This window comes from Neisseria perflava (genome assembly GCF_002863305.2).
In the GTDB taxonomy this organism is placed as follows: Bacteria; Pseudomonadota; Gammaproteobacteria; order Burkholderiales; family Neisseriaceae; genus Neisseria; species Neisseria perflava_A.
Window position 1 is genome coordinate 902,530 of the sequence record NZ_CP136962.1, and the last position, 12,906, is coordinate 915,435.

Annotated in this window: 9 protein-coding genes and 2 pseudogenes; all 11 read left to right on the forward strand. The window is 48.6% G+C overall.

Annotation, left to right across the window (positions count from 1 at the left end):
* The first annotated feature begins 569 nt into the window (after positions 1–569).
* The gene (locus CYJ98_RS04045; RefSeq protein WP_101755457.1) at positions 570–2,480 is read left to right on the forward strand and encodes an alpha-amylase family protein; all 1,911 of its coding nucleotides are present in this window, start codon (positions 570–572) and stop codon (positions 2,478–2,480) included.
* A gap of 155 nt (positions 2,481–2,635) precedes the next feature.
* Positions 2,636–3,460 carry an amino acid ABC transporter substrate-binding protein gene (locus tag CYJ98_RS04050; protein WP_036490794.1) on the forward strand — a complete coding sequence of 275 codons (825 nt, stop codon included), beginning with the start codon at positions 2,636–2,638 and terminating at the stop codon, positions 3,458–3,460.
* Positions 3,450–4,166 (forward strand): amino acid ABC transporter permease, encoded by a 717-nt coding sequence (locus tag CYJ98_RS04055; RefSeq protein ID WP_167382860.1) that lies wholly within the window; start codon positions 3,450–3,452, stop codon positions 4,164–4,166. Before CYJ98_RS04050 ends, CYJ98_RS04055 begins: the two co-directional genes overlap by 11 nt.
* A 9-nt stretch (positions 4,167–4,175) precedes the next feature.
* Complete coding sequence (locus CYJ98_RS04060) at positions 4,176–4,943, forward strand: amino acid ABC transporter ATP-binding protein (protein ID WP_004520600.1); 768 nt, start codon at positions 4,176–4,178, stop codon at positions 4,941–4,943.
* A gap of 169 nt (positions 4,944–5,112) precedes the next feature.
* Entirely contained in the window at positions 5,113–7,032 is a 1,920-nt protein-coding gene (locus CYJ98_RS04065; RefSeq protein WP_101755458.1) for an ATP-binding cassette domain-containing protein, read from the forward strand.
* A 47-nt stretch (positions 7,033–7,079) separates the two neighbouring features.
* Positions 7,080–7,433, forward strand: a complete 354-nt coding sequence (locus tag CYJ98_RS04070; protein WP_101755459.1) for a nucleolar protein — start codon at positions 7,080–7,082, stop codon at positions 7,431–7,433.
* Positions 7,434–7,469: 36 nt separating this feature from the next.
* Positions 7,470–8,021 (forward strand): hypothetical protein, encoded by a 552-nt coding sequence (locus tag CYJ98_RS04075; RefSeq protein ID WP_101755460.1) that lies wholly within the window; start codon positions 7,470–7,472, stop codon positions 8,019–8,021.
* 188 nt (positions 8,022–8,209) lie between these two features.
* Positions 8,210–8,912: pseudogene (locus tag CYJ98_RS11105) on the forward strand (DNA translocase FtsK 4TM domain-containing protein); the annotation flags it as partial.
* A gap of 101 nt (positions 8,913–9,013) precedes the next feature.
* Positions 9,014–10,654: pseudogene (locus tag CYJ98_RS04080) on the forward strand (DNA translocase FtsK); the annotation flags it as partial.
* A gap of 192 nt (positions 10,655–10,846) precedes the next feature.
* The gene (gene tig / locus CYJ98_RS04085) at positions 10,847–12,157 is read left to right on the forward strand and encodes a trigger factor (protein ID WP_101755462.1); all 1,311 of its coding nucleotides are present in this window, start codon (positions 10,847–10,849) and stop codon (positions 12,155–12,157) included.
* Between the two features lie 90 nt (positions 12,158–12,247).
* On the forward strand, positions 12,248–12,868 hold the full coding sequence (gene clpP, locus CYJ98_RS04090; RefSeq protein ID WP_003683589.1) for an ATP-dependent Clp endopeptidase proteolytic subunit ClpP: 621 nt from the start codon (positions 12,248–12,250) through the stop codon (positions 12,866–12,868).
* Positions 12,869–12,906 lie beyond the last annotated feature (38 nt).

The following is a 12,906-nucleotide window of genomic DNA, read 5'->3' on the forward strand; positions in this document are numbered from 1 at the left end:
TTAAAAAAGCATGACAAACCTGACAGACACCTTTCCCTTATTAACTTGATAATCTATATAATAACCACTATCAATAAGAAAAATAATGGATTCATTTTTTAATAAATGAAACTCGTACATCCCCCCTCTATTTAAAACACAATAACTGCCTCTTTATAGAATTTTGATTTACATCAGAAGTCATGAACTTAATCTCTATGATACGTTTTTAGATGAAATAAGTAATCCGCTATGTTGCACATATGTTTCAGACGGCCATATTGAAATAAAGAGATATCTAAGATAATAAAAATAAAAGTTTTTCTCACAAGATTCAGGCCGTCTGAAAGATAAGTTCGTCAAAAGGCCACTTTCCATATACTCAACCTTACTTCTAATCAAAATCAAACACTTGGAAAATCATCGTTCCTAACCTTGAAAACCCTATGCACACTCAAGCACTTCCAGTATCATTGGGACAGTTTCTTGACACAAAATTACAGTCTTAGCCGCCCACAATCGGCATGAATTTGCAAAAGAAGTGAAACCAAGCTTCAAAACAATTTCACCTTAACTTCGGAGTAGGCATTATGTTGACCCAGACTCAACAGGTTGATTTGACCTTGCATCACCTTAAAGAACGCACCCTATCGATATACACTCCCGAACAGCGTGCAAGCATCGAGGCATCTGAAGACTGGAAACAGTTTGACAGACGGCTTGAAGAACACTTTCCCAAACTGATGCACGAGCTGGACAACGTTTACAATAACAATGAAGCCGTCCTCCCCATGCTGGAGCAACTGATTGCTCAAGCATGGCAAAGCTATTCCCAACGCAACGCATCTTTAAAAGATATCGATATCGCGCGCGAAAACGATCCTGACTGGATTTTGTCCAACAAACAGGTCGGCGGCGTGTGCTACGTCGATTTGTTCGCAGGCGATCTGCAAGGCTTGAAAGCCAAAATCCCTTATTTCCAAGAATTGGGCCTAACCTATCTGCACCTGATGCCCCTGTTTAAATGTCCTGAAGGCAAAAGCGACGGCGGCTATGCAGTCAGCAGCTACCGCGATGTCAATCCGGCTTTGGGTACGATAGACGACTTACGCGATGTCATTGCCGCACTGCACGAAGCAGGCATTTCCGCCGTTGTCGATTTCATCTTCAACCACACTTCCAATGAACACGAATGGGCAAAACGCTGCACCGCCGGCGACCCGCTCTACGACAATTTCTACTACATTTTCCCTGACCGTTGGATGCCCGACCAATACGACCGCACCCTGCGTGAAATCTTCCCCGACCAACATCCGGGCGGTTTCTCACAACTGGAAGACGGCCGCTGGGTATGGACAACGTTCAATTCCTTCCAATGGGACTTGAATTACAGCAACCCATGGGTGTTCCGCGCTATGGCAGGCGAAATGATGTTCCTTGCCAACTTGGGCGTTGATATTCTACGCATGGATGCCGTTGCCTTTATTTGGAAACAAATGGGCACAAGCTGCGAAAACCTGCCGCAAGCCCATGCCTTAATTCGCGCGTTTAACTCTGTGATGCGTATTGCCGCCCCGGCCGTGTTCTTCAAATCCGAAGCCATCGTCCACCCCGACCAAGTTGTCCAATACATCAGCCAAGACGAATGCCAAATCGGTTACAACCCGCTGCAAATGGCATTGTTGTGGAACACGCTTGCCACGCGCGAAGTCAACCTGCTCCATCAGGCACTGACCTACCGCCACAACCTGCCCGACCACACTGCATGGGTCAACTACGTCCGCAGCCATGACGACATCGGCTGGACATTTGCCGATGAGGACGCATGGCAGTTCGGCATCCACGGCTACGACCACCGACAATTCCTCAACCGCTTCTTCGTCAACCATTTTGACGGCAGCTTCGCGCGCGGTGTACCGTTCCAATACAACCCAAACACAGGCGACTGCCGTGTCAGCGGTACAGCCGCAGCATTGGTCGGTTTGGCTCAAAATGACCCATATGCCGTTGACCGCATCAAACTTTTGTACAGCATCGCCCTGAGTACCGGCGGTCTGCCGCTGATTTACTTGGGTGACGAAGTGGGTACGCTCAATGATGACGACTGGTCGCAAGACAGCAATAAGAGCGACGACAGCCGCTGGGCACACCGTCCTCGTTATAATGAAGAGTTGTACAACCAACGCCATGACAGCTCGACCACTGCCGGTCAAATCTTCCAAGGTTTGCGCCATATGATTGCCATCCGCCAAAGCAATCCGCGCTTTGACGGTGGCAAGTTGGTTACCTTCAATACCAACAACAAACATATCATCGGCTATATGCGCAACAACGCACTATTGGCATTCGGCAACTTCAGCGAACATCCGCAAACCATCAGTGCGCATACGCTGCAAGCCATGCCGTTTAAAGCGCACGATTTGATCAGCGGTCAAACCGTTTCCCTGAATCAGGATTTGGTACTGCAACCCTATCAAGTCATGTGGCTTGAAATTGCATAAGCCGAAATTTTGATACACCACTCAAGGCCGTCTGAACAAATCAGCGTTCAGACGGCCTTTTAAGAAACTAAGATGTATTTTGTATTTTGGGCAGTTTCGCTTAGAATGCATGCTTTAATACCAGATGACACACTAAAAATCAGGAGTAAAAATCCATGTTGAAAAAATTCGTACTCGGCACCATCGCTGCAGTAGTTTTGGCTGCTTGCGGCGGCGAAGGCAGCAACTCAGCTTCTTCTGCACCGGCCCAATCCGGCGCGGCTTCCGGCTCACTGATTGAACGTATCAACAACAAAGGTACCATCACTGTCGGTACGGAAGGTACTTACGCACCCTTCACCTACCACGATAAAGACGGCAAATTGACCGGCTACGATGTCGAAGTTACCCGCGCCGTTGCCGACAAACTGGGCGTAAAAGTCGAATTTAAAGAAACACAATGGGACTCTATGATGGCAGGTTTGAAAGCCGGCCGTTTCGACGTGGTTGCCAACCAAGTCGGCCTGACCAGCCCTGAGCGTCAAGCAACTTTTGACAAATCCGAACCTTACAGCTGGAGCGGTGCTGTATTGGTTGCGCGCAAAGACAGCAACATCAAATCCATCGACGACATCAAAGGCGTGAAAACCGCACAATCCCTGACCAGCAACTATGGTGAAAAAGCCAAAGCTGCAGGCGCAGAACTCGTACCGGTAGATGGTTTGGCGCAATCCCTGACCTTGATTGAACAAAAACGTGCCGATGCAACCCTGAACGACGAATTGGCAGTATTGGACTACCTGAAGAAAAACCCAAATGCCGGCGTAAAAATCGTTTGGTCTGCACCGGCTGACGAAAAAGTCGGCTCCGGCTTGATTGTCAATAAAGGCAACGATGAAGCATTGGCTAAATTCAGCACAGCCATGACTGAGCTGAAAGCCGACGGCACGCTGAAAAAACTGGGCGAACAATTCTTCGGAAAAGACATCAGTGTTAAATAATTTCCTTGCCTCTCTGCCGTTTATGACGGAAACACGCGCTGATATGCTCATCAGCGCGTTTTGGCCCATGGTCAAAGCCGGCTTCGCAGTATCTTTGCCTTTGGCGATCGCTTCTTTCGTTATCGGCATGATTATTGCCGTAGCCGTTGCTTTGGTGCGGATCATGCCCTCCGGCGGTATTTTCCAAAAATGCTTGCTGAAGCTGGTGGAATTTTATATTTCGGTCATTCGCGGTACGCCGCTTTTGGTGCAGTTGGTCATCGTATTCTACGGTTTACCTTCCGTCGGCATCTATATCGACCCGATTCCTGCAGCCATCATCGGCTTTTCGCTCAATGTCGGCGCATACGCTTCCGAAACCATACGCGCGGCAATCTTGTCCGTACCTAAAGGCCAATGGGAAGCCGGTTTCTCCATCGGTATGACCTATATGCAGACGTTCCGCCGCATTATCGCGCCACAGGCATTCCGCGTTGCCGTACCGCCTTTGAGCAACGAGTTTATCGGCTTGTTCAAAAATACCTCGCTTGCCGCCGTGGTAACGGTAACGGAGCTTTTCCGTGTTGCCCAAGAGACAGCAAACCGTACTTATGACTTTTTGCCCATTTATATCGAAGCCGCATTGGTTTATTGGTGTTTCTGCAAAGTGCTGTTTTTGATTCAGGCGCACTTGGAAAAACGCTTTGACCGCTATGTCGCCAAATAAGGAGTTGTCATGATTAAAATCCGCAATATCCATAAGACCTTTGGCGAAAATACCATTTTGCGCGGCATCGATTTGGATGTCGGCAAAGGACAAGTGGTTGTTATCCTAGGTCCGTCCGGCTCGGGCAAAACCACGTTTTTACGCTGTTTAAACGCTTTGGAAATGCCTGAACAAGGTCAGATCGAGTTTGACAACGCACAGCCGTTAAGCATCGATTTTTCCAAAAAACCAAGCAAACACGATATTTTGGCACTGCGCCGCAAGTCCGGCATGGTGTTCCAACAATACAACCTCTTTCCGCACAAAACTGCGTTGGAAAACGTTATGGAAGGGCCGGTTGCCGTACAAGGCAAGCCTGTCGCCAAAGCGCGTGAAGAGGCTGTCAAATTGCTTAAAAAAGTCGGTTTGGGCGATAAGATTGACCTCTACCCCTACCAGCTTTCCGGCGGTCAACAGCAGCGCGTCGGCATTGCCCGAGCATTGGCAATTCAGCCTGAATTGATGCTGTTTGACGAACCGACTTCCGCGCTTGACCCTGAATTGGTGCAAGATGTTTTGGATACCATGAAGGAGTTGGCACAAGAAGGCTGGACCATGGTTGTCGTTACGCATGAAATCAAATTTGCCTTGGAAGTGGCAACCACCGTCGTCGTGATGGATGGCGGCGTTATTGTCGAACAAGGCAGCCCGCAAGATTTGTTCAATCATCCCAAACATGAGCGGACACAAAAATTCCTGCGCCAAATCCGTGCAGACAATGCCGATCTTCAAATTTAATTGAAACGACAGACAATTTGAAAGCATTTCCGACCGTCATTTCATAAAGGCCGTCTGAATAAGTGAAATAGAAATCGTTGATTTCGTTTTCATACTTGTTCAGACGGCCTTTTATATATCTTTTCAGGTAAAATAACGCCTTTCGTTTTACACCCCCTTGCCTGCCATCATGATAGAAATCAAAAAACTCACCCTGCAACGCGGTTTGAAAGTCCTGCTCGATAAAGCCGATGCCGTAATCAACCCCGGCCAACGCGTTGGTTTAATCGGTAAAAACGGTACGGGGAAATCCAGCCTGTTTGCGCTGATAAAAGGTGAAATTACTCAAGATGGTGGCGAAATCCTTATTCCCAAAACATGGCGTCTGGCTTCCGTCTCTCAAGAAACGCCTGATTTAGATATTTCCGCTTTAGACTACGTTTTACAAGGCGATGCCGAATTGCAGGCTTTTCAGACGGCCTTAGCCCAAGCAGAAGCGCAAAACGACGGCATGAAGCAAGCCGAATATCACGCCAAACTTGAAGAAATCGATGCCTATACTGCTCCGGCACGTGCCGCCAAACTGCTTAACGGCTTAGGTTTTGCACAAGAAGAACATACCCGCCCCGTCAAATCCTTCTCCGGCGGCTGGCGTATGCGCCTCAACCTTGCCCAAGCGCTGATTTGTCGTGCCGATTTGCTGCTTTTGGACGAACCGACCAACCACTTGGATTTAGAAACCGTATTGTGGCTGGAAAACCATATCGCCTCCCTTCCCTGTACGCAAATCATCATCTCCCATGACCGCGACTTCTTGAATGCCACCACAACGCACACCATCGAACTGTCGCAACAAAAACTGACCCAATACGGCGGCAATTACGATTTCTATCAAGCCGAACGCGCCCAACGTCTGGCGCAGCAACAAGCCGCCTACGTCAAACAGCAGGCGCAAATCAAACATCTGCAATCCTTTATCGACCGTTTCAAAGCCAAAGCCACAAAAGCCGTACAAGCTCAAAGCCGCATGAAGGCATTAGCCAAACTCGAGCGCATCGCCCCTGCGCATTTGGATAGTGAGTTTTCCTTTGAGTTTGCCAATCCGACCCACCTGCCCAATCCATTGTTGAAACTCGACCATGCCGACTTGGGTTATGGCGATAATACCGTTTTGCACGATATCACCTTGTCTCTGGAAAGCGGTGCACGTTACGGCCTGTTGGGTGTGAACGGCAGCGGTAAATCCACATTTATCAAAGCCTTGGCTGGAAAAATCGATTTACTTTCCGGCAGCATCGTCCGCTCCGAAAAGCTCAATATCGGCTATTTTGCCCAGCACCAACTGGATACTTTACGCGCCGATCAAAGTCCGGTTTGGCATATCCAGCAGCTTTCGCCCGAAGTCCGCGAACAGGAAATCCGCAACTTTTTAGGCGGTTTCAACTTCGTCGGCGATATGGCGGTTCAAAAGACCGAGCCGTTCTCTGGTGGCGAAAAAGCGCGGCTCGCCCTTGCCATGATTATCTGGCAAAAACCTAATCTGCTGCTGCTTGACGAACCGACCAACCACCTAGACTTGGATATGTGCCACGCCCTGACACTTGCCCTGCAAAGTTTCCAAGGTGCATTGATTGTTGTTTCGCACGACCGCAGCCTGCTTGAAGCAACTACCGACAGCTTCCTACTGATTGACAAAGGCCGTCTGAACAACTTCGACGGAGATTTGAACGACTACCGTCAATGGCGGTTGGCACAAGAAAACGCCGCAGCAGCCCCCGCCGCTTCTGCACAAAGCCAAAGCCGTAAGGACACCAAGCGCATAGAAGCACAAATCCGTCAGGAAAAAGCCAAACGCAGCAAACCGATTCAGCAGAAAATCGACAAAGCCGAAAAAGAAATCGCACGATTGACTGATATTCAGATGGCCTGTGAAGCATTTTTGGCACAAGAATCTGCTTATTCAGAAGAAAATAAACCCAAATTGCAAGAGACACTCGCACAATTAACAGAAACTAAAGTAAAATTAACGCAACTGGAAGAAAACTGGCTGCAATGGCAGGAAGAGCTTGAGCAAATCCAAGTTGATGTCGAAGCCGAGTTTTCCCAATAAAACTAGAGCCATCAGGCCGTCTGAAATAAAACACAATACGGAAAAACATGACTTCAACCATCAAACAAGCCGGATACTTCCTCGTATCCTCTTTCGTCTTGGGCATTTCTCTTCACGCAGCCGCCGCAGTTTATTCCTGTGGCAACGGCAGCTATACCTCCGAACCTAAATCCTCCTGCGCACAGGCCGAATTGCCTAAAATCAGCGGCCATCAAGGCAGCGGTTACCACCTCAACATCCGCAGTCTCAATGCCTCTGATGAACGCGCAAGTGCAAAGCCTAAGAAAAAGGCACGCGCGGAAAAATCCAATAAACAAGAGAAAAAAGCCGACAAACCGAGCAAAAACAAAAACGGGGCAAAAGCCAAAAAACAGCAGCCCATGCCGTCTGAACAAGAATAAAATGCTCAACTGCAACGAATCAGCCCTACCTGAATCATGAAAAAATATCTGCTTACCCTATCCCTGCTGCCGCTTGCCGTTTTCAACGGCCAAGCCCACGCCGCAAAAATCTACACCTGTGAAGTCAACGGCTCGATTGTCTATACCTCGCGCCCAAGCGGCAACTGCCAAGCCGTCAACGATTTGCCGATTGTCGGCAAATACAGTAGCAGCCGATACGACGCCCCGGTCAGCGATGCGCCTACACTCAACGCGCCAACATCACAAACGGCTCCGGCAAAAAGCAAAAACACAGCGGCAAAATCCAACCACAAAGCAACGCCCAAACCTGCCCCTATCCGCACTGCTTCTGAAACGGCTCCTCCTCCGGTTCCAAAATCCTCCGGTGTCAACAGCCGCCGCTCTATTCTGGAAACCGAGTTATCCAATGAACGCGCGGCTTTGGCCGATGCCAAAAAGCAACTGAGCCAAGCGCGGACAGCCAAAGGCGGCAGCGTCAATCAACAGGCCATCAGTATGCTGCAAGGCGCTGTTTTGGATAGGGAGAAAAACATTCAAGCCCTCCAGCGCGAACTGGGCAGGATGTAAGTCCAAATCAATCAAAACATCAGGCCGTCTGAATAGGTGGAAACGAAATCCAAAATTTTCGTTATGCCAAACAGACGGCCTGAATCCTATAATGATTACGCCCGTTTCAATTTCTTGTGCCCAGTAAATACGGTATAATTTGCCCTTTACGCACATTACCTCCGGTCTTTTCAGACGGCCTTTATCTCATGACTGCAAAATCTTCTAAAACCCAAACAAAAAAACGCGTCTCTACTAAACCGGCAGCCAAACCGACCACACGCAAATCCACCAAAGCACAAACTCAAGCCGACAATAAAGTCTCCCAACGCCTCAAGGCCGCCAAAGAGCTGCAAAAAAATGAAGAAAAAAAAGCGCGTCCCGAGCATGTCGTCAACTTGATTAATGATGCTTTATGGCTGTTTGGCTTGGTTATCACCATTTATCTGGCTATTTCCCTGGCCAGCTTCAGCATGGACGACCCTGCATGGTCGCGCAGCGTTCCCAAAAGCAACGATGTCGCCAATCTCGGCGGCCTCTTTGGCTCCTATCTTTCCGATGTCGGATATTATCTGTTCGGCTTATCGTTTTGGTGGTGGATAGCTGCATCTTGCGTTTTCCTCTATAAAAATTTCCGCCCCATGAAAAAGCAGGAAAACCATAAGCCTTACAATCACGGCGTAGCCGCTTTGGCATTATTTCTCCTGCTGGTGTGCAGCCCGATTATCGAACATTTCTTGTTTGACAACGCATTGAGCGAATCCCTTCCCGTCGGTGCAGGCGGCTTGGTCGGCTTACTTGCGGGCTCAGGCTTGGCTTGGCTGTTGGGCAAATCAGGCAGCCTGTTGATTATGCTGGTGATGTTGCTGTTGTCCATTTCCCTGTTGGCTCAGGTGTCATGGTTGGAAGTCATGGCCAAATCCAGCAGCCATGTGGGCGACCTGTTTGGCAGCTTGATGAAAAAACTGTCGCAATATCAAAATAAAAAAGAAGATGTCAGCGCCGAAGCTTTGGAAACCCAAAATACGCGCCGCATGGTTAAAGAGGCAAAAACCATTACCGCCACTCCGGTTGCTCCGTTGGCAGGAAGCAGCAGCAACCGTAAAACTGTTGCCGTATCTGTTGCGCCGCCTCCTAAAATCCAAACTTCCCTGTTTGACGATACAGAACCTAAAAACAATGGCGAGTACCACAAGCCCAACATGAACCTGTTGCGTATGCCGTCTGAAGAACCAGTTGCCGTCAATCCGGATGAATTGCAACAGACCGCAGAATTGATCGAAGCCAAGCTGGCTGAATTTGGCATCGGCGTACAGGTTGTTTCCGCCACTTCCGGCCCCGTGATTACCCGCTACGAAATCGAACCGGCACAAGGTGTCAAAGGCAGTCAAATTGTCGCGCTGTCCAAAGATTTGGCGCGCTCGATGTCTCTGCAAGCGGTACGCATCGTAGAAACCATTGCCGGTAAAAACACCATGGGCATTGAATTGCCCAATGAGAAACGCCAAGACGTGATGTTGAGCGAAATCCTCTCTTCATCCGTATTTACCGATGCTAAGTCCAAACTGACCGTTGCTTTGGGTAAAGATATTGCAGGTACGCCCGTTGTCGGCGACTTGGCAAAAATGCCGCACCTTTTGGTCGCAGGTATGACCGGCTCGGGCAAATCTGTCGGCGTGAACGGTATGATTATGTCTATGCTCTTCAAAGCCACGCCTGACGAGGTCCGTTTCATTATGATTGACCCGAAAATGCTGGAATTGAGCATTTACGACGGCATTCCGCACCTGCTTTGTCCGGTTGTGACCGATATGCGCGAGGCAGGACAAGCGTTGAACTGGTGCGTTGCCGAAATGGAAAAACGTTATCGCCTGCTTTCTCATGCCGGCGTGCGTAATTTGGACGGCTTCAACCAAAAAGTCGAACAAGCCAAAGCAGCAGGCAAACCATTACTCAATCCGTTCAGCTTAAATCCTGACGATCCTGAGCCTCTGGAAAAACTGCCGTTGATTGTGGTCGTTATCGATGAGTTGGCTGACTTGATGATGACCGAACGCAAATCCGTTGAGCAGCAAATCGCACGTCTTGCCCAAAAAGCGCGTGCGGCAGGCATTCACATGATTGTCGCCACCCAGCGCCCGAGTGTCGATGTAGTTACCGGTCTGATTAAAGCCAACATTCCAACACGCATGGCCTTTACCGTACAAAGCAAAATCGACAGCCGCACCATTCTTGACCAAATGGGTGCAGACGAATTGCTCAAATACGGCGACTCGTTATTCCTGCAACCGGGCAGCGCAGAACCGACACGCCTGCAAGGTGCATTTGTTTCCGATGATGAAGTACATCAAGTCGTCAATTTCGTCAAAGAACAGGCTCCAACCAATTATGTGGAAGGTCTGCTCAGTGGCGAAGCGGCCATCGAGACCACCAATATTGTCAATCCGAACGCAAACAGCGATGAGTTATTTGATCAAGCCGTTGCCTTCGTATTGGAGAGCCGCAAGACTTCCATTTCCGCCCTGCAACGCCAATTGCGCATCGGCTACAACCGTGCCGCCAATTTGATAGATGCGCTTGAAAATGCCGGTGTTCTTTCTCCGGCAGACATCAACGGCAGCCGACGGATTCTGGCACAAAAAGACCAGCTGTAAAAAACAACAATATCAAAACACAAAGGCCGTCTGAAAAGAATTTCCCACTTTTCAGACAGCCTTTTTATGTTATTCGTGAAACATTGTGTTATACTAAGCAGCTAAATTTTGACCTTATGCACGCTTCCGAAATTCTTCGGAATACTGAGCAGAAGGATAACCGTTTAAACACAACAAATTTAAGGGCTTACGATGAGCGTAACTGTTGAAACTTTAGAAAATCTGGAACGCAAAGTAGTATTGTCTCTGCCTTGGTCCAAAATCAACGCAGAAACTGAGAAAAAACTGAAACAAACCCAACGCCGCGCCAAAATTGACGGCTTCCGTCCGGGTAAAGCACCGTTCAAAATGATTGCCCAAATGTACGGTGCAAGCGCACAAAACGACGTTATCAACGAATTGGTACAACGCGAATTCTACGATGTTGCCGTTGCCCAAGAATTGAAAGTTGCCGGTTACCCACGCTTTGAAGCCGTTGAAGAACAAGACGATCAAGAGTCTTTCAAAGTTGCCGCTATTTTTGAAGTCTTCCCCGAAGTAACCATCGGCGACCTGTCTGCCCAAGAAGTAGAAAAAGTAACTGCAACCGTTGGCGATGCCGAAGTTGACCAAACTGTAGAAATCCTGCGTAAACAACGCACCCGCTTCAACCATGTTGACCGCGAAGCCCAAAGCGGCGACCGCGTCATCATCGACTTTGAAGGCAAAATCGACGGCGAACCTTTCGCTGGCGGTGCATCTAAAAACTACGCTTTCGTATTGGGTGCAGGTCAAATGTTGCCTGAATTCGAAGCCGGTGTTGTCGGTATGAAAGCCGGTGAAAGCAAAGACGTTACCGTAAACTTCCCTGAAGACTACCACGGTAAAGATGTTGCCGGTAAATCTGCCGTATTCACCATCACTCTGAACAACGTTTCTGAAGCCACCTTGCCTGAAGTTAATGCAGACTTTGCCAAAGCTCTAGGTATTGAAGACGGCGACGTTGCTAAAATGCGTGAAGAAGTGAAGAAAAACGTCGGCCGCGAAGTTGAGCGCCGCATCGGTGAACAAACCAAAGAATCTGTCATGAACGCCCTGCTCAAAGCGACTGACTTGCAAGTTCCTGTTGCTTTGGTCAACGAAGAAGCAGCCCGCCTAGCAAACGAAATGAAACAAAACTTCGTTAACCAAGGTATGGCTGACGCTGCAAACTTGGATCTGCCTTTGGATATGTTCAAAGAACAAGCAGAACGCCGCGTTTCTTTGGGTCTGATTCTGGCTAAATTGGTTGAAGAAAACAAACTTGAGCCAACTGAAGACCAAATTAAAGCCGTTGTTGCCAACTTCGCTGAAAGCTACGAAGATCCTCAAGAAGTTATCGACTGGTACTACGCAGAGCCTTCCCGCCTGCAAGGCCCGACTTCTTTGGCAGTAGAAAGCAACGTTGTTGATTTCGTTCTGAGCAAAGCTAAAGTAACTGAAAAAGCGCTGTCTTTTGACGAAGTAATGGGCGCACAAGCTTAATTGCTCTAAGGCCGTCTGAAACAGACAATCAAAAGCACCGAAGCGCTTTAAATGGCTTTGGTGCTTTTCCATCATTAACAGGAGACAAAAATGTCCTTCGATTTCAATAATTACCTTGTCCCTACCGTTATCGAACAAAGCGGTCGCGGCGAGCGCGCATTCGACATCTACTCACGCCTTTTGAAAGAGCGCATCGTTTTCTTGATCGGCCCGGTGACAGACGAATCTGCCAATCTGGTTGTGGCGCAATTGCTGTTCTTGGAAAGTGAAAACCCTGATAAAGATATCTTCTTCTATATCAACTCTCCGGGCGGTTCGGTTACTGCCGGTATGTCGATTTACGACACCATGAACTTCATCAAGCCTCATGTTTCTACTTTATGCTTGGGCCAAGCGGCAAGTATGGGTGCATTCCTGTTGTCCGCAGGCGAAAAAGGCAAACGCTTTGCCCTGCCAAACAGCCGCATCATGATTCACCAGCCGCTCATCAGCGGCGGCTTGGCGGGTCAAGCATCCGATATTGAAATTCACGCTAAAGAGCTGCTGAAAATCAAAGAGAAACTGAACCGCTTGCTCGCTAAACATTGTGATCGCGATTTGGCCGACTTAGAACGCGATACCGACCGCGACAATTATATGTCTGCCGATGAAGCTAAAGAATATGGTTTGATTGACCAAGTTTTGGAAAACCGTGCCTCTCTGCAAGCCTAATCTTTATAGTTTTTAAATCAAAAGGCCGTCTGAAAAAT

Coding starts and splice junctions, on each gene's coding strand:
- CYJ98_RS04045 (WP_101755457.1), top strand. CDS start 570: ATGTTGACCCAGACTCAACAGGTTGATTTGACCTTGCATCACCTTAAA.
- CYJ98_RS04050 (WP_036490794.1), top strand. CDS start 2,636: ATGTTGAAAAAATTCGTACTCGGCACCATCGCTGCAGTAGTTTTGGCT.
- CYJ98_RS04060 (WP_004520600.1), top strand. CDS start 4,176: ATGATTAAAATCCGCAATATCCATAAGACCTTTGGCGAAAATACCATT.
- CYJ98_RS04065 (WP_101755458.1), top strand. CDS start 5,113: ATGATAGAAATCAAAAAACTCACCCTGCAACGCGGTTTGAAAGTCCTG.
- CYJ98_RS04070 (WP_101755459.1), top strand. CDS start 7,080: ATGACTTCAACCATCAAACAAGCCGGATACTTCCTCGTATCCTCTTTC.
- CYJ98_RS04075 (WP_101755460.1), top strand. CDS start 7,470: ATGAAAAAATATCTGCTTACCCTATCCCTGCTGCCGCTTGCCGTTTTC.
- tig (WP_101755462.1), top strand. CDS start 10,847: ATGAGCGTAACTGTTGAAACTTTAGAAAATCTGGAACGCAAAGTAGTA.
- clpP (WP_003683589.1), top strand. CDS start 12,248: ATGTCCTTCGATTTCAATAATTACCTTGTCCCTACCGTTATCGAACAA.